Annotated in this window: 21 protein-coding genes; 14 read left to right on the plus strand and 7 right to left on the minus strand. The window is 72.1% G+C overall.

What is annotated here, in order from left to right; all coding sequences use genetic code 11:
* The first annotated feature begins 9 nt into the window (after window positions 1-9).
* Window positions 10-1,560 carry a DHA2 family efflux MFS transporter permease subunit gene (locus NR112_RS13030; RefSeq protein WP_256794729.1) on the plus strand — a complete coding sequence of 517 codons (1,551 nt, stop codon included), beginning with the start codon at window positions 10-12 and terminating at the stop codon, window positions 1,558-1,560.
* Window positions 1,561-1,639: 79 nt separating this feature from the next.
* On the opposite strand, the gene NR112_RS13035 is transcribed toward NR112_RS13030, so the two are convergent.
* Window positions 1,640-2,380 carry a hypothetical protein gene (locus NR112_RS13035; RefSeq protein WP_256794730.1) on the minus strand — a complete coding sequence of 247 codons (741 nt, stop codon included), beginning with the start codon at window positions 2,378-2,380 and terminating at the stop codon, window positions 1,640-1,642.
* 209 nt (window positions 2,381-2,589) lie between these two features.
* Here NR112_RS13035 and NR112_RS13040 point away from each other — a divergent pair, with 209 nt between their 5' ends.
* Complete coding sequence (locus tag NR112_RS13040) at window positions 2,590-2,934, plus strand: DUF1801 domain-containing protein (protein WP_256794731.1); 345 nt, start codon at window positions 2,590-2,592, stop codon at window positions 2,932-2,934.
* On the opposite strand, the gene NR112_RS13045 is transcribed toward NR112_RS13040, so the two are convergent.
* The 5 genes from NR112_RS13045 to NR112_RS13065 all read right to left on the minus strand — a co-directional run bounded on the left by NR112_RS13045 (window position 2,903) and on the right by NR112_RS13065 (window position 8,111).
* Window positions 2,903-3,700: a M15 family metallopeptidase gene (locus NR112_RS13045; RefSeq protein WP_256794732.1), complete on the minus strand. Its 798-nt coding sequence runs from the start codon at window positions 3,698-3,700 to the stop codon at window positions 2,903-2,905. The genes NR112_RS13040 and NR112_RS13045 overlap by 32 nt on opposite strands.
* Window positions 3,697-4,830 carry a D-alanine--D-alanine ligase gene (locus NR112_RS13050; protein ID WP_256794733.1) on the minus strand — a complete coding sequence of 378 codons (1,134 nt, stop codon included), beginning with the start codon at window positions 4,828-4,830 and terminating at the stop codon, window positions 3,697-3,699. The genes NR112_RS13045 and NR112_RS13050 overlap by 4 nt, the downstream gene beginning before the upstream one ends.
* Window positions 4,827-6,011 (minus strand): alanine racemase, encoded by a 1,185-nt coding sequence (alr, locus tag NR112_RS13055; protein WP_256794734.1) that lies wholly within the window; start codon window positions 6,009-6,011, stop codon window positions 4,827-4,829. The genes NR112_RS13050 and alr overlap by 4 nt, the downstream gene beginning before the upstream one ends.
* A 127-nt stretch (window positions 6,012-6,138) precedes the next feature.
* On the minus strand, window positions 6,139-6,792 hold the full coding sequence (locus tag NR112_RS13060) for a response regulator transcription factor (protein ID WP_256794735.1): 654 nt from the start codon (window positions 6,790-6,792) through the stop codon (window positions 6,139-6,141).
* Window positions 6,789-8,111, minus strand: coding sequence for a histidine kinase (locus tag NR112_RS13065; RefSeq protein WP_256794736.1), 1,323 nt, complete (start codon window positions 8,109-8,111; stop codon window positions 6,789-6,791). The genes NR112_RS13060 and NR112_RS13065 overlap by 4 nt, the downstream gene beginning before the upstream one ends.
* A 259-nt stretch (window positions 8,112-8,370) precedes the next feature.
* Here NR112_RS13065 and infA point away from each other — a divergent pair, with 259 nt between their 5' ends.
* The 7 genes from infA to rplQ all read left to right on the plus strand — a co-directional run bounded on the left by infA (window position 8,371) and on the right by rplQ (window position 12,519).
* Window positions 8,371-8,592 (plus strand): translation initiation factor IF-1, encoded by a 222-nt coding sequence (gene infA / locus NR112_RS13070; RefSeq protein ID WP_013493543.1) that lies wholly within the window; start codon window positions 8,371-8,373, stop codon window positions 8,590-8,592.
* A 155-nt stretch (window positions 8,593-8,747) separates the two neighbouring features.
* A complete protein-coding gene (rpmJ, locus tag NR112_RS13075) occupies window positions 8,748-8,861 on the plus strand; it encodes a 50S ribosomal protein L36 (protein ID WP_006592630.1) in 114 nt (37 codons plus the stop codon).
* 224 nt (window positions 8,862-9,085) lie between these two features.
* Window positions 9,086-9,460 (plus strand): 30S ribosomal protein S13, encoded by a 375-nt coding sequence (rpsM, locus tag NR112_RS13080; protein WP_020143209.1) that lies wholly within the window; start codon window positions 9,086-9,088, stop codon window positions 9,458-9,460.
* 56 nt (window positions 9,461-9,516) lie between these two features.
* Window positions 9,517-9,912 carry a 30S ribosomal protein S11 gene (gene rpsK, locus NR112_RS13085; protein ID WP_020143208.1) on the plus strand — a complete coding sequence of 132 codons (396 nt, stop codon included), beginning with the start codon at window positions 9,517-9,519 and terminating at the stop codon, window positions 9,910-9,912.
* A 31-nt stretch (window positions 9,913-9,943) separates the two neighbouring features.
* Window positions 9,944-10,552, plus strand: a complete 609-nt coding sequence (gene rpsD, locus NR112_RS13090) for a 30S ribosomal protein S4 (RefSeq protein ID WP_020143207.1) — start codon at window positions 9,944-9,946, stop codon at window positions 10,550-10,552.
* Window positions 10,553-10,716: 164 nt separating this feature from the next.
* A complete protein-coding gene (locus NR112_RS13095; RefSeq protein ID WP_020143206.1) occupies window positions 10,717-11,748 on the plus strand; it encodes a DNA-directed RNA polymerase subunit alpha in 1,032 nt (343 codons plus the stop codon).
* 72 nt (window positions 11,749-11,820) lie between these two features.
* Window positions 11,821-12,519: a 50S ribosomal protein L17 gene (rplQ, locus tag NR112_RS13100; protein WP_256794737.1), complete on the plus strand. Its 699-nt coding sequence runs from the start codon at window positions 11,821-11,823 to the stop codon at window positions 12,517-12,519.
* An 81-nt stretch (window positions 12,520-12,600) separates the two neighbouring features.
* Here rplQ and NR112_RS13105 read toward each other — a convergent pair whose 3' ends face one another.
* A complete protein-coding gene (locus tag NR112_RS13105; protein WP_256794738.1) occupies window positions 12,601-13,146 on the minus strand; it encodes a hypothetical protein in 546 nt (181 codons plus the stop codon).
* Between the two features lie 129 nt (window positions 13,147-13,275).
* Between NR112_RS13105 and truA the strand changes: the two genes are divergently transcribed.
* The 5 genes from truA (at window position 13,276) to NR112_RS13130 (ending at window position 18,322) form a co-directional block, all read left to right on the plus strand.
* Window positions 13,276-14,133: a tRNA pseudouridine(38-40) synthase TruA gene (gene truA / locus NR112_RS13110; RefSeq protein ID WP_256794739.1), complete on the plus strand. Its 858-nt coding sequence runs from the start codon at window positions 13,276-13,278 to the stop codon at window positions 14,131-14,133.
* Window positions 14,134-14,195: 62 nt separating this feature from the next.
* On the plus strand, window positions 14,196-14,804 hold the full coding sequence (locus NR112_RS13115) for a hypothetical protein (protein ID WP_256794740.1): 609 nt from the start codon (window positions 14,196-14,198) through the stop codon (window positions 14,802-14,804).
* 4 nt (window positions 14,805-14,808) lie between these two features.
* On the plus strand, window positions 14,809-15,447 hold the full coding sequence (locus tag NR112_RS13120) for a hypothetical protein (RefSeq protein ID WP_256794741.1): 639 nt from the start codon (window positions 14,809-14,811) through the stop codon (window positions 15,445-15,447).
* Window positions 15,448-15,512: 65 nt separating this feature from the next.
* The gene (locus tag NR112_RS13125) at window positions 15,513-17,195 is read left to right on the plus strand and encodes an ABC-F family ATP-binding cassette domain-containing protein (protein WP_256794742.1); all 1,683 of its coding nucleotides are present in this window, start codon (window positions 15,513-15,515) and stop codon (window positions 17,193-17,195) included.
* Between the two features lie 77 nt (window positions 17,196-17,272).
* Window positions 17,273-18,322 carry a nitronate monooxygenase gene (locus NR112_RS13130; RefSeq protein ID WP_256794743.1) on the plus strand — a complete coding sequence of 350 codons (1,050 nt, stop codon included), beginning with the start codon at window positions 17,273-17,275 and terminating at the stop codon, window positions 18,320-18,322.
* Window positions 18,323-18,326: the final 4 nt, after the last annotated feature.

Here is an 18,326-nt window from a genome sequence, read left to right on the forward strand (position 1 = left end):
GGGGCCACCATGGCCGGCGAGGACAGCACCACCGACGTGACCGGACGCGACGCGACCGCGGAGGTGGTGACCCCGCGGGCCGCCCCCGTGGCGCCGCTCGGTGGGGTGCCCGACGGGCACAACCCGTGGCCGGCCCTCTGGGCGATGGTCATCGGCTTCTTCATGATCCTCGTCGACTCGACCATCGTGTCGGTGGCGACACCGGCGATCCTCAGGGGCCTCGACACCGACGTCAACAGAGTCATCTGGGTCACGAGCGCCTACCTGCTCGCCTACGCCACGCCGCTGCTCATCACCGGCCGGCTCGGCGACCGCTACGGCCCGAAGAACCTCTACCTCGTGGGGCTCACGGTCTTCACCCTCGCGTCGCTGTGGTGCGGGCTCACCGGCACCATCACCGGGCTCATCCTCGCCCGCGTCGTGCAGGGACTCGGCGCCGCGATGCTGACGCCGCAGACCATGGCCGTCATCACCCGCACGTTCCCGGCGGCCTCCCGCGGGCAGGCCATGGCGCTGTGGGGCGCCACGGCGGGCGTGGCGATCCTCGTCGGTCCCGTCGTCGGTGGCCTCCTCGTCGACGGTCCCGGGTGGGAGTGGATCTTCTTCATCAACGTGCCGGTCGGCGTCGTCGCCTTCGCGCTCGCCGCCCGTCTCGTGCCGCGGCTCGAGACGCACAGCCACAGCTTCGACTGGATCGGCGTCGCGCTCTCGGCGGTCGGCATGTTCCTCGTCGTGTTCGGCGTCCAGGAGGGCGAGACCTACGACTGGGGCACCATCTCCGGGTTCGTCTCCGTGCCTCTCCTCATCGGCGTCGGCCTGCTCGTGCTCGGCGTCTTCATCTGGTGGCAGGCACACAACACCCGCGAGCCGCTCTTGCCCCTGCGGCTCTTCGACGACCGCAACTTCTCGCTCGCCAACGTCGCGATCACCACCATCGGCTTCTCCATCACGGCGATGGCCTTCCCCCTCATGCTCTACGCACAGGCCGTGCGCGGGATGTCGCCGACCGCCTCGGCGCTCCTGCTCGCGCCGATGGCCGTCATCTCGGGTGGCCTGGCCCCCGTGTCCGGCCGGCTCGCCGACCGGGTCCACCCGCGCGGCATCACCGCGGCCGGGATCGGCCTCACGGCCCTCTCCCTGCTCTGGCTCGCCCTCGTCATGCACCCCGAGACCGAGACGTGGGTGCTGCTCCTGCCCATGGCGCTCATGGGCGTCGGCAACGCCTTCATGTGGGGCCCGCTCGGCGCGACCGCCACCCGCAACCTGCCGCTGTCGTCGGCCGGTGCCGGGTCGGGCGTCTACAACACCACCCGCCAGGTCGGGGCGGTCCTCGGCAGCGCGGCCATCGCGGCCCTCATCGAGGCCCGGCTCGCCGCCGACCTGCCGGGCGTCTCCGGTCAGCTGGGCGGCTTGCAGGGGACTGGGACGACGATGCCGGCGCAGGTCGCGAGCGGCTTCGCCGATGCGATGGCCGAGTCGATGCTGCTGCCCGCTGCGGTCCTGCTCGTCGGCGTCGTCGCCGTGCTCTTCTTCGAACGGCCCGCGAGCCAGCGGGCCTGAGGAGCGGGTGGGTGTCGTCGACCCGGGTGCGGACGGTTGGGTGGTCTTCGGCGTCCCGCCGGTGGACTCGGCAAGGGCGCTAGCGGCCGAGGCCTCCGGGCGTGCCGCCGACGTGGACGACCATCCGCTCGGCGACGACGCGCGCGTTCGCCTGGAGCACGTCGAGGGGCACCCGCGGGAGGTTCTCCTCCCAGTCGATGAGCGGCGACCCGCGGAACTGGAGCAGGCGGGCGGGGCGACCGAGGAAGAAGAGGTGCAGGTGCGCTCCGCCGTCGCCGTACTTCGCGAGCTGGACCCGACCGACGCTCGGCACGTGCTCGACGGCGTCCGACACCGCGACGACGAGCTGGCCCATCTCGGCCGCGAGGTCGCCCGGCAGGGAGGGCAGGTCGTGGTGTGCGAGGGGCATGAGCATGAGCATCACCGGGAGGCCGGTGTCGACGGAGAGCGTCAGGCGCCAGCGGGCGTTCGACCAGACGAGCCGGTCGTCGGCGTCCCCGAAGCCGTCGGTGCACCAGCAGTCGGCGGCGTGCTCGCCGCGCCGGGCCGGCTCCTCGTCGACCGGGGGCTGCACCGGCTTGAGGCGCAGGCCCTCGATCTCGTAGGGGTAGATGTCCCAGCCGGGCATCTCCTCGACGGCGACGGGAAGGCGGCCGTCCTCCCCGGCCGCGGCGGCGATGCGGGCGTAGTAGTCCTCCACGCTCTCCGCGGCCGACGGGGGCGCCGTGACCGCGTCCGTGCGGTCAGGCGGCGTCCCCTGAGCCGGTGGCGGCGTGGAGGTGGCGGGTGGGACGGTGGCGTCAGCGCCGGGCTCGGTCACCCGGCCAGTATGCCGCTCCCACCCGCCGGCTCCCGGCTACGTCGAGGGCTGCGGCGTCGAGCAGCCGATGCGCGGGTCGAGCCCGAGGTCGTTGAGCGGGCCGGCGACGATGGTGACGGCCGTCGTGGCCAAGCCGGCTGCAGCTTGCCCCGGTGAGTCGGTGCGTCGAACGGGCCCGCGGCGCCTCACGCTGGTGCCACGATGGCCGGGTGGGAACCATCGATGACTACCTCGTCGGCCTCGAGCCGGACCAGCGAGCAGCCCTGCAGCACGTGGTCGACGTCGCTCGGCGCGTCGCGCCCGACGCCGACGAGGGGACGAGCTACGGCATGCCGGCCCTGCGTCTCGCCGGGCGTCCGCTCCTCGGCATCACGGCCGCCGCCAGGCACCTCTCGGTCTTCCCGTTCAGCCCCGCTGTCGTCGAGTCCGTCGCGCCCGACTTGACGGGGTTCTCCCTGAGCAAGGGCACGATCCGTTTCAGCGTCGACCAGCCGATCCCCGACGAGGTCGTCGAGCGCGTCGTCACGCTCCGCCGGGCCGAGCTGGAAGGCTGAGCGGCGGGGGAGCGTCCGAGGCGAGGTCGGCTGCAGCCACCGGTCCGTGGACCGCGAAGGGACTGCCCGTGACATGGGCCCAGTAGCGGTCCCCGAACGACCAGTGCCACCACTCCGTCGGGTAGTTCACGAGGCCGGCCGGTCCCAGGGCTCCGGCGAGCACGCGCCGCAGGTGGCGTGCCTCGTCGTCGAGGCCCGGGGCGTCGAAGTAGCACGCCCCGCCGCTCTCCTCGGGGGTCGCGTCGACGGGACAGCCGAGGTCGAGCGGCCGGCCGTCGCCGTCGGCGAGCGTCAGGTCGACGGCGGCCCCGCTGACGTGCGGCGCCGTGGCCGGTGGGGCGACGAACCTGCTCGCGAGCCGGTCGAGCGCGAGCTCGTCCATGCCTGGTCGCTCGGTCGCGAGACGGGCCCGGTACGCCGCATGGATCCTGCGCTGGGTGCCCAGGGGTCGCAGCCCCTCGACGACCAGCAGGCGCAGGCCGTCGGGGAGCAGGGCCTCCGCCTCCCCGAGACGCTCGGCCAGCGTCCGCCGGACCAGCCCGTGCGCTCCGGGCGGTGCACCCGGGACCGCGCCCGCCGATCTCCACGACAGACCGAGACCGGGCGGCGGAGCCGGCGGTAGCCGCCTGACCTGGACCCCGACGGTGGCGAGGTCGACGAGCGGGGAACGGTCCTCGACGACGGGGATGCCGCTGACCCTCGGGTCGGCGAGCAGCACCGGGTCACCGGACCCGGTCGGCGCGACGGTCCTCGGCGACGCGCTCATCCGACGACCACGCCGCGGGTCACGTCGACCGAGCGGTCGGTGGCGCCGACCGAACGGCCGGTCGCTGCGACCGGTCGTGCTGCCGCGGTGCGCACGAGGACGTCGACGAGCTCCGGGTAGGTCAGGCCGGCGGCGGCCCACATCCGCGGAAACTGCGAGGCCGGGGTGAAGCCCGGGAAGGTGTTCACCTCGTTGAGCACCGGTCCGTCGGGTCCGACGAGGAAGTCGACCCGCGCGAGGCCCCGGCAGCCGAGGGCCCGGTAGGCCGTGGTCGCGAGCCGCTCCAGTCGCCGGGTCTCTTCCGGGGGGAGCCCCGCGGGCACGGTGAACCGCGTCCCGGCACTGACGTACTTGGCGGTCTCCGTGAAGAAGGGCTCGTCGGGGTCGCTCTCGACGAGCAGCGCGGGGCCGCACCGCACCTGGCCGTCGGGCAGCTCGAGCACGGGCACGTCGACCTCGAGCCCGGCCACCTCCGCCTCGATGATCACGGCGTCCGACCCGCCCTCGAGCGCCGTCGACAGGGCGGTCGACAGCGCGGTCGACAGCGCGCTCGACAGCGATGTCGCACCGGCCTCTGGCTGCCCGCTGTGCGTGGGGTCGGCGACGACGTCGATCCGGGTGACCCCCATGCTCGACCCCCCGTGCACCGGCTTGACGAAGAGCGGACCGAGCAGACCGGCCGCGGTCACGTCGTCGACGAGGCGCTGGAGCTCAGCGGCCGAGCGTGTCGCGGCGACCGCCCGCTCGGAGGGGACGAGCAGGCCCGGTGCGACCGGCACCCCGGCCGCGGCCACGACGAGCTTCGTCAGCTGCTTGTCCAGGCAGACGGCGCTCGCCGCGACGGGCGAGCCGACGTAGGGCACGCCGAGGATCTCGAGGAAACCCTGGACGGTGCCGTCCTCGCCGACGATCCCGTGCAGCGCAGGCACCGCCACGTCACAGCCCAGCAGCGTCTCGGCTGCGTCCAGCACGCCGGAGCCGGTGCCGGTCCGCCACTCGCCCCACCGCTCCACGAGCACGGGAACGACGTCGTGGCCGGCGCTGCGCAGACCGGCGATGATCCCTTCGCCGCTCGCGACGGACACGTCGTGCTCGGTGCTCGTGCCTCCGTGGATGACCGCGACCTTCATCGTTCCTCCGTTCCGACGCGGGGCACCTGGATGCCCGGCGTGCCCCCGACGTGCCGGCGCACGACGCGTGCGCCGATGCCCGTGTAGATCTCGTGCTCGTTGGTGCCGGCCCAGCTCGCCCAGTCGCGAGCGGTCGGCTCGCCTCGGTCACCTGCTCCGAGGACGAGCACCTCGGTGCCGATCGGGACCGGCTCCGGCCCCACGTCGACCACGACCTGGTCCATGCAGACCCGGCCGATGAGCCGGGCCCGTCGCCCGCCGACCCACACGCTCGCCCGGCCCGTCGCGGCTCGTGGCACCCCGTCGGCGTAGCCGAGCGGGACGAGCGCCAGATGGGTGTCGCGCGTCGTGCGGTCGACATGGTCGTAGCCGACCCCGCGGCCCGCTGCGACGTGGCGCACCTGCACGACCCGGGTCCGCACGGTCAGTGCGGGCCGCAGCCCGTCGCCGATCCCGTAGATGCCGGCTCCGACCCGGACGAGGTCGTACGCCGTGTGGCGCGAGTTGGTCTGCACCGCAGCGGTGTTCGCGAGGTGCACGATCTCGGGGCGCAGTCCGGCGGCACGGGCGACGTCGATGCCGACGCGGAACATGAGCAGCTGGCGGTGGGTCGCGACCGCGTCCGGCTGGCCGCCGTGCGACAGGTGGGACCACAGGCCGACGACCTGGACCCGTCCGGCCGACTCCAGCACCGCGGCGGCCGACACGAGCCGGGCCCAGTCCTCGCCCGGGCAGCCGCTGCGGTGCAGGCCGGTGTCGAGCTTGAGGTGGAGGCGCGCGCGTCCCGTCGTGCGGGCGACCGCAGCGAGGTCGCCGGGGCTGCTCACCGAGAGGTCCACGTGTGCGGCGGCCGCCTCCTCGGCGCGGGCCGGTTCGAAGAGCCACGCGAGGACCGGAGCCGTGATGCCGGCCCGACGCAGCTCGAGCGCCTCTCCGACGCGGGTCACCCCGAGCCAGGACGCACCGGCGGTCAGGCAGGTGCGGGCGACCGGCACGGCGCCGTGACCGAAGGCGTCGGCCTTGACGACGGCCATGAGCCGGGTGCCGGCGGCCGCGCGGAGGGTGCGGACGTTCGCCGCGAGTGCCCCGTGGTCGACGACGGCCTCGGCGAGCTCGCCGGCCGGCGAGGTGGGCGCCGGAGGTGCGGGCGCGACGGGGGCCGAAGGGTCTGTCTGGATCATGTCTCGACGCTAGGAGCCCGACCCCGAGGGCCGCATCGGGCCGTGGACCGAGCTCGCCCTCCTCCCGCGGGAGGAGCGCGGCGCCGCGCGGGTGGAGACGCGGCCGTGGCCGCGTCCGTCGCCCGGCTCAGGACAGCGCCACGGCCCCCGTCTGGTAGGCGAGCACGACGAGCGCGACGCGGTCGCGGACGCCGGTCTTGGCCAGGATGTGGCCGACGTGCGTCTTGACCGTCGTCTCGGAGACGAAGAGCGCCTCGGCGATCTCGGAGTTCGTCAGGCCGTTGGCGATGGCTACCCAGACCTCGCGCTCGCGGTCGGTCAGGGCCGTCGTGCGGTCGAGGATCGCCGGCGCGACGGGAGCGCTCCGGACGTACGTCTCGACGAGGCGTCGCGTGGTCGAGGGCGCGATGACGGCGTCGCCGGCGTGCACCGTGCGGATCGCTGCAAGGAGGTCCTCGGGTGGCGCGTCCTTGAGCAGGAAGCCGGAGGCTCCGGCACGCAGGGCCGTGAAGGCGTACTCGTCGAGGTCGAAGGTCGTCAGCACGAGAACTCTTGTGGCGCAGTCGCGTTCGACGATCAGGCGGGTGGCCTCGATGCCGTCCATCCGTGGCATCCGGACGTCCATGAGGACGACGTCCACCGGCACCGTCGCGAGGGTGTCGAGGCACTGCTGACCGTCGGCGCACTCCGCGACCACGACGAGGTCGGGCTGCGATCGGACGAGCATGGCGAAGCCCGCCCGCACCAGCGCCTGGTCGTCGACGATCATGACGCGGATCACGGCGTCACCTCGAGGGGTCGGGTCGCCCCGGCCGCGAGCCGGGGCAGCGTCGCCACGACCCGGTAGCCCCCGCGAGGATCGGGTCCCGTGACGAGCGAGCCGCCGAGCACCTCGACCCGCTCGGCCATGCCCCGAAGGCCGTGGCCCGCACCACCGTCGACGCGGGCCTCGCCGAGGCCGTCGTCGACGACCTCGACGACGACGCGGCTCGGTCCGACGGTCACGCTGACCCAGGCCGTCGCGTCGTCGCCGGCGTGCTTCATGACGTTCGTCAGGGCCTCCTGGACGATCCGGTAGGCCGTCAGCCCGGTCGCGGCATCACCCTCGGTCGCGTCGTGGAGCAGCAACTCGCCGTCCTGGCGCAGGTGCACGACCCTCCCTCCCGCGGTGAGGGCCGCCACGAGGGTCTCGATGTCGGCCAGTCCTGGCTGCGGCGCCTCCGGAACGCCGGTCGTGTCGTCGCGGAGCACGCCAAGCAGCCGCCGCATCTCGGCCAGCGAGGCCCGCCCCGTCGCGGCGATCGTCGCGAGCGCGGTCGTCGCAGCGTCGGGGTCGGAGGCGGCCGCGAAGCGCGCGCCGTCGGCCTGCACGATCATGACCGAGAGTCCGTGCGCCACGACGTCGTGCATCTCGCGGGCGATCCGCTGCCGGTCGGCCAGCCCGTCAGCGCGGCTCACGGCAGCGCGCTCGGCCTGTTCGTGGGCGGCTGCGTCGGCTGCGTGCGACGCGGACTCGTGCTGGAGAGCGGCCCGCTCCCGGGCGGCGCGGACCTGGTCGGCCACCGCCCAGGTGAGCACGACGACGGCGGCGCTGTTGAAGAGGAAGACGGCGACCCGGTCGGACAGGAAGGTCTCGAGCGGCGGCAGGAGGTAGCCGAAGCGGAGGAGGAGCAGCGCGGTGGCGACGCCGATCGAGGCCAGCGCCGCAGCGAGGGCCCACAGTCCGCCGCGCCGGTCGGTCCAGAGGGTGACGCCGAAGAGTGCGACCAGTGCCATGAGCACCGTCGGAAGCCCGAGCATGGCGCCCACGGCGTACAGCAGGTAGGCGAGCACCCCGCACGCCGCGAACGTCGCGCGCGGGAAACGGGGGAGCAGGAGCAGGAGCAGGGCGCCGAGCCCGATGCCGACGTAGCCGAGGACCGCGGGCTGGTCCCGCACGTTGACCCACCAGGTGCTGCGGTCCAACCCTGCCGCGATCGTGATCGACGTGACGAAGTAGAGCAGGGCGATGATCGCCCCGACGCGGTCGACGAGGGGCTGTGCCGCCCCGCCGGGCGCGGCCGGCGCGGCGGGAGTCTGGGGTGCGGGCCGGACGGTCACGCGAGCACGCTACCCAAGGCGACGGCATACGGGATCCTCCCGCGGGAGGACCTTCCGCGAGGCCCCGGCGCGGGACGGTCCGGGTGGGTCGTCGCCCGGCGGCCACGATTTCGGGGAACGGGCTCGCGTGGCGTAGTCTTGTGCGTTGGGTGTCGTGTGCCTCGGCGCCTGAGTTCTCGCTGTGCGACGAGCACGGCACCCAGGCACGTCCCAAAGGCCGGTTCAGTCCGGGTCGGCCACCAACAGATAGACGGAGGATATGGCCAAGAAGGACGGTGTCATCGAGATCGAGGGCACGATCGTCGAGGCTCTCCCGAACGCGATGTTCCGGGTGGAGCTCTCCAACGGTCACAAGGTGCTCGCACACATCTCGGGCAAGATGCGACAGCACTACATCAGGATCCTCCCGGAGGACCGTGTGGTGGTCGAGCTCTCGCCCTATGACCTGACCCGCGGTCGGATCGTCTTCCGCTACCGCTGAGCACCAGGGTCGGCCGCGACCGGTCCGCGAGAGCGGGCATGTCGAGCCGGGACGAGTGCGAGGCACCAACTCCCGATTACACAACCAAGCACCTGATCGTCACGTGCCCTCCGGGGCCCGCGGTGGCAGGCGCGCGATCTGAAGACAGCAGGCAGATGAAGGTTCAGCCGAGCGTCAAGAAGATCTGCGACAAGTGCAAGGTGATCCGCCGCAACGGTCGGGTCATGGTGATCTGCGAGAACCTGCGCCACAAGCAGCGCCAGGGCTGAGCAGAAGCACCACCTCGCCGTCGACAGAACTTCGACAGCACGCAAGACAAGTGAATGAAAGCAGCACCCGGCCCCTGATGACCGACCGTCGTGTCGGCGCAGGACGTCACCCCCGGCACGGAGGCCGGGGACCGGTGGCCCGTCCTTCTGTGTGGCGGACCGTGACCCCGGATCGGTGCCTTGCTCCAGACCTCCGCGTAACAGAAATCAGGAGACAACCCAACATGGCTCGTCTTGTTGGAGTCGACCTTCCGCGCGAGAAGCGCGTCGAGGTCGCACTGACCTACATCTTCGGTGTCGGTCGCACCCGTTCCAAGGAGGCGCTGGTTGCCACCGGCGTCGACCCCAACACCCGCGTCAAGGACCTCGGTGAGACCGAGCTCGTTGCGCTTCGTGACTTCCTCGAGGGCAACTACCGCCTCGAGGGTGACCTTCGCCGTGAGGTGCAGGCCGACATCCGCCGCAAGGTCGAGATCGGTTCCTACGAAGGTCTCCGTCACCGTCGTGGTCTGCCCGTGCGCGGTCAGCGCACCAAGACCAACGCGCGCACCCGCAAGGGCCCGAAGCGCACCGTGGCCGGCAAGAAGAAGGCCAAGTGACGCTGATCGCCTCGCGATCACGTCTCACCGACATTCAGTTCTGACGTAGGAGAAAAATGCCTCCCAAGGCTCGTGTGACGAAGGTTCGTCGCAAGGAGAAGAAGAACGTCGCCCACGGGCACGCTCACATCAAGAGCACGTTCAACAACACGATCATCTCGATCACGGATCCCACCGGCGCCGTGATCGCGTGGGCCTCTGCCGGCCAGGTCGGCTTCAAGGGCTCGCGCAAGTCCACCCCGTTCGCCGCCCAGATGGCTGCCGAGGCTGCTGCCCGCCGCGCCATGGAGCACGGCATGCGCAAGGTCGACGTCTTCGTCAAGGGCCCGGGTTCGGGCCGCGAGACGGCGATCCGCTCGCTCACCGCCACCGGCCTCGAGGTCGGCGCGATCAGCGACGTCACGCCCACGCCGCACAACGGTGTCCGCCCGCCCAAGCGCCGTCGCGTCTGATCCGGCCTGAGCGAGAGAGAGAACTAGAAACATGGCTCGTTACACCGGCCCGATCACCAAGAAGTCCCGCCGCCTCAAGATGGACCTCGTCGGCGGCGACAAGAACTTCGAGCTCCGTCCCTTCCCGCCCGGCCAGCACGGCCGTCGCCGGATCCAGGAGAAGGAGTACCTCACCCAGCTCCAGGAGAAGCAGCGCGCCCGCTTCCAGTACGGCGTCATGGAGAAGCAGTTCGTCCGCTACTACAAGGAAGCGGCGAAGCGCCCCGGCAAGACCGGCGAGAACCTTCTCCAGATCCTCGAGTCGCGTCTGGACAACGTGGTCTACCGCGCGGGCCTGGCCCGCACGCGTCGCCACGCCCGCCAGCTCGTGACGCACGGTCACTTCGAGGTCAACGGCGTGCGCGTCGACGTCCCGAGCTACCGCGTCGAGCAGTACGACATCATCACGGTCCGCAAGCAGTCGGTCGAGACCTTCCCGTTCGAGCTGGCTCGCCAGACGTTCGGCGAGCGTCCCGTCCCGGCCTGGATGCAGGTCGTCGACGGCTCGCTGCAGATCCTCATCCACCAGCTCCCGGTGCGCGCGCAGATCGACTCGCAGCTCACCGAGCAGCTGATCGTCGAGCTCTACTCGAAGAACTGACACCAGCCCCACGTCCGTATGCCGCTGGGCCCGCCCAGCGGCATACGGAGGGGGTCCTGCCTGGGGTCGCGCTCGCAGACAGAGCCGAGCCGGCCCGCCCGGATCACGACCGGGCAGTTTCACGAGGCGTCATATGGCGGTCGCCCGTGGGAAGGAAATGAACAGTGCTCATCGCACAGCGTCCCGTGCTCTCCGAAGAGGTCGTGGTCGAGAACCGCAGCCGCTTCACCATCGAGCCGCTCGAGCCCGGCTTCGGCTACACGCTCGGCAACTCCCTCCGTCGCACCCTGCTCTCGAGCATCCCGGGCGCGGCGGTCACCTCCATCCGCATCGACGGCGTGCTCCACGAGTTCACGACCGTTCCGGGCGTGAAGGAGGACGTCACCGAGATGATCCTCAACATCAAGGGCCTCGTCGTCTCCTCGGAGCACGACGAGCCGGTCGTCATGTACCTGCGCAAGCAGGGCCCGGGTGCGGTCACCGCTGCCGACATCACGCCTCCGGCTGGTGTCGAGGTGCACAACCCCGACCTGCACATCGCGACGCTCAACGACAAGGGCAAGCTCGAGATGGAGCTGACCGTGGAGCGTGGCCGTGGCTACGTCTCGGCGCAGCAGAACAAGTCCGGTGACCAGGAGATCGGCCGCATCCCGGTCGACTCGATCTACAGCCCGGTGCTCACCGTGACCTACAAGGTCGAGGCGACCCGTGTCGAGCAGCGCACCGACTTCGACAAGCTCATCGTCGACGTCGAGACGAAGAACTCGATGACCCCGCGTGACGCCATGGCCTCGGCCGGCAAGACGCTGGTCGAGCTGTTCGGTCTGGCTCGCGAGCTCAACGTCGAGGCCGAGGGCATCGACATGGGCCCGTCGCCGACGGACGCCGCGCTCGCCGCTGACCTCGCCCTGCCGATCGAGGACCTCGACCTCACCGTTCGTTCCTACAACTGCCTCAAGCGCGAGGGCATCCACACCGTGGGTGAGCTCGTGGGCCGCAGCGAGGCCGACCTGCTCGACATCCGCAACTTCGGTGCGAAGTCGATCGACGAGGTCAAGGCCAAGCTCGTCGGCATGGGTCTGGCCCTCAAGGACAGCCCGCCCGGGTTCGACCCGTCTGCCCTCGTCGACGGCTACGGCGAGGACGACTACAGCGACGACGACGACCAGTCGTTCGTCGAGGACGAGCGTCTCTGACCAACCGCTTCTTGACCGAGCCCTCGGCGAACTGCTCGAGAACGGCCTGGTCGGACTTCTAGGAGAAACGAAATGCCCACCCCCACCAAGGGTCCCCGCGTCGGTGGCGGCCCCGCCCACGAGCGGCTGATCCTGGCCAACCTCGCGACGTCGCTCTTCGAGCACGACAAGATCACGACGACCGCGGCCAAGGCCAAGCGTCTGCGCCCGCTCGCCGAGCGTCTCATCACGTTCGCCAAGCGCGGCGACCTGCACGCCCGTCGCCGCGTCCTCACGGTCGTGCGTGACAAGGGTGTCGTCCACCGCCTGTTCGCCGAGATCGCCCCTGACATGGCGGCCCGCGACGGTGGCTACACCCGCATCACGAAGATCGCCGCCCGCAAGGGCGACAACGCCCCCATGGTCGTCATCGAGCTCGTCCGCGAGCCGCTGTCGGCCAAGAAGGCGACGGTCAAGGAGGCCGAGTCCGCCACGAAGCGCGCTGCGAAGCAGAGCGAGTCGAAGCAGGCCGCTGCCGAGACGAAGGCCGCTGAGGACGCCGAGAAGGCCGAGGCCACCGAGGCTGCTGTCGAGCTGCCGAAGGGCGCCGTCGCCGCGAACGAGGACGGCTCGTCGCCCGAGAACGGCTACACCGTCAAGGGCAACGCCGACTCCGGCAAGTACCACGAGCCCGACGGCCAGTGGTACGACCAGACGATCGCCGAGTTCTGGTTCACGTCGGCCGAGGACGCCGAGGCCGCCGGCTTCACGAAGGCTGGCTCCGGCTCCTGAGCCACCCGCGCCACCGAGAGTGACCTCGAGCTCCGGCGCGACGAGTCGGGCCCCGTACCACTGGTGCGGGGCCCTTCCCGTTCACCACCGGTGGGCGACGTCGACGACGAGACGGCGGCCACCGTCGGCGTCCGCCAGGACGAAGGCGCGCATCGGCAGCCGCGCCTGCACGCCGAGCCCGTAGTCGGTGTACCCCTCGAAGCTGCCGATGCCCTTGAGCTGCCGGAAGGTGTTCCAGCCCGAGAAGGTCGTCGTGGTCCGGCCGAGAACCGACGGCGCATCGATGGTGACCTGGATCCTCGCGCCACCGGTCACGGCGACGGGAAGGCCGCTGCCCGGCGCGGTGACGGCGCTGACGTAGCGGACGGTGTAGCCGAGGCTGCCCCGGCCCCGGGCGAGGTCGATGACCAGTCGGTCGTAGCAGGCGTGCCGACCGGCCCGGACCCCCGTGACGGCGCCGCTCCAGAGCTGGGCGGGGCTCGTCGCCTTCGCCCCGGATCCCCACGTGACGCCGCAGGACGGCGCGGTCGACGCCGTGGCCGGTGTGAGGGTGCCGGCGGACGCGACCGGCGCGGTGAGTGCGGCCGCGCACGCGGCGACGAGGAGGCGGCGGGTGACGGTGTGCATGGAGGTTCCCCCTTCTGGCGGGTCCGGACCGGGTCGTCCGGTGTCCCACTCATAGGACGTGCACGACCCGTCCCTGGTTGACGGGCGCGCGTCACGGACGCCCCTCGGATCCCGTTAGGCTCGGGCGCCATGAGCGAGTCGAGCGGGTCCACGCTGCGCGTGCGCCTCGACCTGGCCTACGACGGGACGGCCTTCTCGGGGTGGGCCGCCCAGCCGGCGCTGCGCACGGTCCAGGGTGAGCTGACCGCCGCCCTGTCCACGGTGCTGCGCAGCCCGGAGCCCGTCCGGGTCACCGTGGCCGGCCGCACCGATGCCGGCGTCCACGCGCGCGGTCAGGTCGCCCACGTGGACCTCGACGCCCGGGCGTGGGCCGGCCTGCCGGGGCGCTCCGACCGGGAGCCGGGGGCGGCCCTCGTCAGTCGACTCGGTGGCCTGCTGGGCCCGGACGTCGTCGTGCGCCGTGCGGCGGTGGCCCCCGTCGGCTTCGACGCACGCTTCTCGGCCGTCGAACGCCGCTACCTCTACCGCCTTGCCGACCTCGACGCAGACCGCGACCCGCTCCGGCGCCACGACACGGTCTGGTGGCGCCGGCCCCTCGACGTCGCGGCCATGGACGACGCGTCGCGCTCGCTCGTCGGACTGCGCGACTTCGCGGCGTTCTGCAAGCAGCGGGAGGGTGCGACGACCGTGCGCACCCTGCTCGACTTCTCATGGGTCCGTCTCCCCGACGGCGTGCTCGCCGCCACGGTGCGAGCCGACGCCTTCTGCCACTCGATGGTGCGGTCGCTCGTCGGTGCCGTCGTGCCCGTCGGCGAGGGCCGTCGGCCTGCGGACTGGCCGCGGGCGCTCCGGGACCGGGCCGAGCGCACCGCAGGGATCCACGTCATGCCGCCGCACGGCCTCAGCCTCGAGGAGGTCGTCTACCCGGACGACGACGACCTCGCCGCGCGGGCCGCGGCCACGCGGGCGCGCCGTTCTCCCGCCTGAGCGGTGTCTCAGGCCCGAGACCGGATCGGCGGCCACCGGGCACCTGTGGTTGGATCGTCCGCATGAAGGCCCGCCCGACCCGTGTCGTCTCGGTGGGCGTCCTCACCTGCGCCCTGGTGCTCACGGGCTGCTCCAAGGACACCACCGCGTCGCCGTCGGAGCGCAGCCCCGCCTCGACGTCGGGTACGCCGTCCACGACGACGGGCTCGGTCACGACGTCAGCGGGCGACGAGCTCCGGGGCCGCTCGGGTGCCTTCACCGTCGTGCCTCCGGAGGGGTGGACCGAGGCGACCGACAAGGCCACCGGCGTGGCCGACATCGACCTCGTGCTCCTCTCGTCCAAGAAGGTCGGTGCCTTCGCCAACAACCTCGTGGTCACCTCGACCGCCGGCGACCAGTCGGTCCTCGACGACGAGCTGGCCAAGGGGCGTCAGCAGCTCGGAGCCGCGGGACGCACCGTGTCGTCGGCCCCCGACAGGAGCGTGTCGGGCTCCACGGCCGTCGGCTTCACGACGACCTTCGAGCAGCAGGGCATCAAGGTACTCGCCCGCTCCTACGGCGTCGCGCGCGCAGGCCGCATCTACCTGCTCACTCTCAGCTCCTCCCAGGCCGATGCGACGCACGCGATGGCCGAGTTCGACGAGCTCCTCTCGACCTGGGCGTGGACGTAGCCCCATGGCGTCTCGAGTGAGGAGGTCGGCGGCACTCCTCCCGGCGATCGCCCTGGTCGTGGCCCCGGGCGTCGCCGGGTGCTCCGCCGACCCCGCCCCGGTGGCGCCGACCCCGACCGACGTCGGCGTCGTCCACCTGCCGACGTCCGCGGCGCCGACGATCGACAGCGGTGGCCACCGCATCGAACCGCTCCCGGCCGCGGTCGGCCCCGTGGCGATGACCGAGGACCGTGTCCGCGGCGTCGACTACAGCTACCTCCAGCCCGTCGGGTGGAGCCGGGCCGAGCGCGACCTCGACCCGTCCCCGGACACCCTCGTGCAGCCCGACGACGACGGCGTGCCGGCGTTCATCGCGGTCGAGCGCCCGATCAAGGTCGGCTCGCACTCGCTGGCCGAGGTCGTCGACGGGATCCGTCGGGGCTTCGAAGCCAAGGGCCTGACTCCGATGGCTGCGCCCGAGCGCGAGATCGCCGGCTACCGGGCGATGGGCATCGTCGTGGACCAGTCGGAGCAGGTGCGCCACCTCTACTACGTCGTCGCCTACACCGAGCAGGCCTTCGCGATCCGGCTCACCTACGACCCTGCCCACCCGGAGGCGCTCGACGTCTACCGCGCCGTGCTCGACTCCTGGGCGTGGGGGTGACACGTGCGCGACCGGATGCTTAACCGCGTGACGCGGCCCCACGGCATACGTCAGGCTTGACCCTCGTGGGCCATGTCGACGTCAACTCCGTCTCGTTCAGCCTGCCTGACGGCAGGCCGCTGCTCAACGACGTCTCCGTGCGGGTCGGGGAGGGGGCCAAGGTCGCGCTCATCGGCCCCAACGGGACCGGGAAGACGACGCTGACGCGGATCATCGCGGGCGACATCGCGGCCCATGAGGGCGCGGTCACGCGCTCGGGCGGCCTGGGGGTCATGCGCCAGTTCATCGGTAAGGTCCGCGACGACACGACGGTGCGCGACCTGCTCGTCTCGGTGGCACCCGAGCGCATCCGCGCCGCCGCCGAGGAGATCGACCGCAGCGAGCTGCTCATGATGGAGCGCGACTCCGAGGACGACCAGATGGCCTATGCCCACGCGCTCGTCGAGTGGGGCGAGGCCGGTGGCTACGAGCAGGAGACGCTCTGGGACCAGTGCACCGTCGCGGCCCTCGGCATCCCCTACGAGCAGGCGCAGTGGCGCACGGTCACGACGCTCTCCGGCGGTGAGCAGAAGCGGCTCGTGCTCGAGGCGCTCCTGCGCGGGCCCGAGGAGGTGCTGCTCCTCGACGAGCCGGACAACTACCTCGACGTGCCGACGAAGCGCTGGCTCGAGGAGGCCCTCGTCGCCTCGCCGAAGACGGTGCTCTTCATCAGCCACGACCGCGAGCTGCTCGACCGGGTCGCCACCCGCGTCGCGACTCTCGAGCCCGGTGCCGCGGGAGCCACGCTCTGGGTGCACCCCGGCCGCTTCGCGACGTATGCCCAGGCCCGCACCGACCGCAACGACCGCCTCGAGGAGCTCCGCCGCCGCTGGGACGAGGAGCACGTCAAGCTCAAGACCCTCGTGCAGACGCTCAAGGTCAAGGCCAAGTTCAACGACGGCATGGCGTCGCGCTACCAGGCCGCGCAGACCCGCCTCGCGAAGTTCGAGCAGGCCGGCCCGCCCGAGGAGACGCCGATGACGCAGTCGGTCAAGATGCGCCTCACCGGAGGCCGCACGGCCAAGCGGGCCATCGTCGCGACGGGGCTCGAGCTGACCGGTCTGATGAAGCCCTTCGACCTCGAGGTCTGGTACGGCGAGCGCGTCGCGATCCTCGGCAGCAACGGCTCGGGCAAGTCCCACTTCCTGCGGCTGCTCGCGTGCGGCGGCACCGATCCCGAGCGCGAGCACCAGCCCGTCGGCGACGTGCGACCGGTGCCCGTCGAACATTCCGGCGTCGTGCGGCTGGGGTCGCGCGTGCGTCCGGGATGGTTCGCCCAGACGCACGAGCACCCCTCGCTCATGGGGCGCACGCTGCTCGAGATCCTGCACCGGGGCGACGAGCACCGCGAGGGTCGCCCGCGCGAGCAGGCCGCCCGGGCGCTCGACCGCTACGAGCTGGCGCGCTCCGGCGAGCAGAAGTTCGAGTCGCTGTCAGGCGGGCAGCAGGCCCGGTTCCAGATCCTGCTGCTCGAGCTCTCGGGAGCGACGATGCTGCTGCTGGACGAGCCGACCGACAACCTCGACCTCCAGTCGGCCGAGGCGCTCGAGGAGGGGCTCGACCGCTTCGAGGGCACGGTCGTGGCCGTCACCCACGACCGGTGGTTCGCGCGCGGCTTCGACCGCTTCCTCGTCTTCGGTGCCGACGGCCGCGTCTACGAGTCGACCGAGCCGGTGTGGGACGAGGGGCGGGTCGTCCGGCCGCGGTGACCACGCCCACTCCCACACTCGCGGCGCCGGCCGCACGGCCCGGTGCCCCGGGCGGGCGGGCGGAGTAGCGTCGGGGCATGCTGCTGCGAACGCTCGAGACCGGTGTCGTCGGCGCCCCGATGGCGGGAGGTCCGACCACTCCCGAGCTCGTCGCCGCGGTCGGCGAGGCCGGTGGTCTGGGCTTCCTCGCCGCGGGCTACCTCACGGCACCTCAGCTCGCGTCGGCGATCGCCGAGGTGTGGGACGCGAGCTCGCGCCCCTTCGGCGTCAACCTCTTCGTGCCAGCCCAGGCGAACGCGTATGCCGTCGGGCGGGGCGAGCTGACCGGCGTCGAGCGCGCGGACGCGGTGGCCGCCTACCGCGAGTCGCTCGGCGACGACGCGCGGTCCGTCGGCGTGGAGCCCGGTGAGCCGAGACCCGGCGACGACGACGACTGGGAACGCAAGCTCGACCTCGTCGTGCGGGAGCGAGTTCCCTTGGTGTCCTTCACGTTCGGGCTGCCGAGCACGGCGGTGCTCGGTGAGCTGCGCCGCGCCGGCATCGAGACCGTCGCCACGGTCACCGACGTCGACGAGGTGGCAGCGGCCCTCAGTGCGGGCGTCGACGGGCTCTGTCTCCAAGGGCCGGAAGGCGGCGGACACCGTGGCACCCTCGACCCGGCCAAGGAGCCGTCGACCTCCGACCTGCTCGACCTCGTCGCCGTCGTGCGGTCGCAGACGGACGTGCCGATCGTCGCTGCGGGCGGGATCTCGACCCGGGAGCGAGCCGCGCAGGTGCGTGCCGCCGGGGCGGACGCCGTCCAGGTCGGGACCGCCCTGCTGCTCACCCCCGAGGCCGGGACCGGCCTCGCCTACCGCCGCGCGCTCGCCGACCCCTCGTACGAGCGCACCGCCGTGACCCGGGCCTACTCGGGTCGCCTCGCGCGCGGTCTCGAGACCGAGTTCCTGCGCCGGCACGACAGCCACGCCCCGGCCGCCTACCCCGAGGTGCACCACCTCACGGTGCCGTTGCGGCGAGCGTCAGCACGTGCGGAGCGCTCGGATCTGCTTGCGCTGTGGGCCGGTTCGGGCTGGAGGTCGGCACGGCCGGTGCCCGCTGCCACGGTGGTCGCCGAGCTCTCACACTGACACG

It is taken from the genome of Terrabacter sp. Ter38, from assembly GCF_024519435.1.
In the GTDB taxonomy this organism is placed as follows: Bacteria; Actinomycetota; Actinomycetes; order Actinomycetales; family Dermatophilaceae; genus Terrabacter.

Bases quoted from the DNA above. Each gene is read 5' to 3' on its own strand.
- NR112_RS13030 (WP_256794729.1), top strand. From the start codon at position 10: ATGGCCGGCGAGGACAGCACCACCGACGTGACCGGACGCGACGCGACC.
- NR112_RS13045 (WP_256794732.1), bottom strand. From the start codon at position 3,700: ATGAGCGCGTCGCCGAGGACCGTCGCGCCGACCGGGTCCGGTGACCCG.
- NR112_RS13050 (WP_256794733.1), bottom strand. From the start codon at position 4,830: ATGAAGGTCGCGGTCATCCACGGAGGCACGAGCACCGAGCACGACGTG.
- alr (WP_256794734.1), bottom strand. From the start codon at position 6,011: ATGATCCAGACAGACCCTTCGGCCCCCGTCGCGCCCGCACCTCCGGCG.
- infA (WP_013493543.1), top strand. From the start codon at position 8,371: ATGGCCAAGAAGGACGGTGTCATCGAGATCGAGGGCACGATCGTCGAG.
- rpmJ (WP_006592630.1), top strand. From the start codon at position 8,748: ATGAAGGTTCAGCCGAGCGTCAAGAAGATCTGCGACAAGTGCAAGGTG.
- rpsM (WP_020143209.1), top strand. From the start codon at position 9,086: ATGGCTCGTCTTGTTGGAGTCGACCTTCCGCGCGAGAAGCGCGTCGAG.
- rpsK (WP_020143208.1), top strand. From the start codon at position 9,517: ATGCCTCCCAAGGCTCGTGTGACGAAGGTTCGTCGCAAGGAGAAGAAG.
- rpsD (WP_020143207.1), top strand. From the start codon at position 9,944: ATGGCTCGTTACACCGGCCCGATCACCAAGAAGTCCCGCCGCCTCAAG.
- rplQ (WP_256794737.1), top strand. From the start codon at position 11,821: ATGCCCACCCCCACCAAGGGTCCCCGCGTCGGTGGCGGCCCCGCCCAC.
- NR112_RS13105 (WP_256794738.1), bottom strand. From the start codon at position 13,146: ATGCACACCGTCACCCGCCGCCTCCTCGTCGCCGCGTGCGCGGCCGCA.
- truA (WP_256794739.1), top strand. From the start codon at position 13,276: ATGAGCGAGTCGAGCGGGTCCACGCTGCGCGTGCGCCTCGACCTGGCC.
- NR112_RS13115 (WP_256794740.1), top strand. From the start codon at position 14,196: ATGAAGGCCCGCCCGACCCGTGTCGTCTCGGTGGGCGTCCTCACCTGC.
- NR112_RS13120 (WP_256794741.1), top strand. From the start codon at position 14,809: ATGGCGTCTCGAGTGAGGAGGTCGGCGGCACTCCTCCCGGCGATCGCC.
- NR112_RS13130 (WP_256794743.1), top strand. From the start codon at position 17,273: ATGCTGCTGCGAACGCTCGAGACCGGTGTCGTCGGCGCCCCGATGGCG.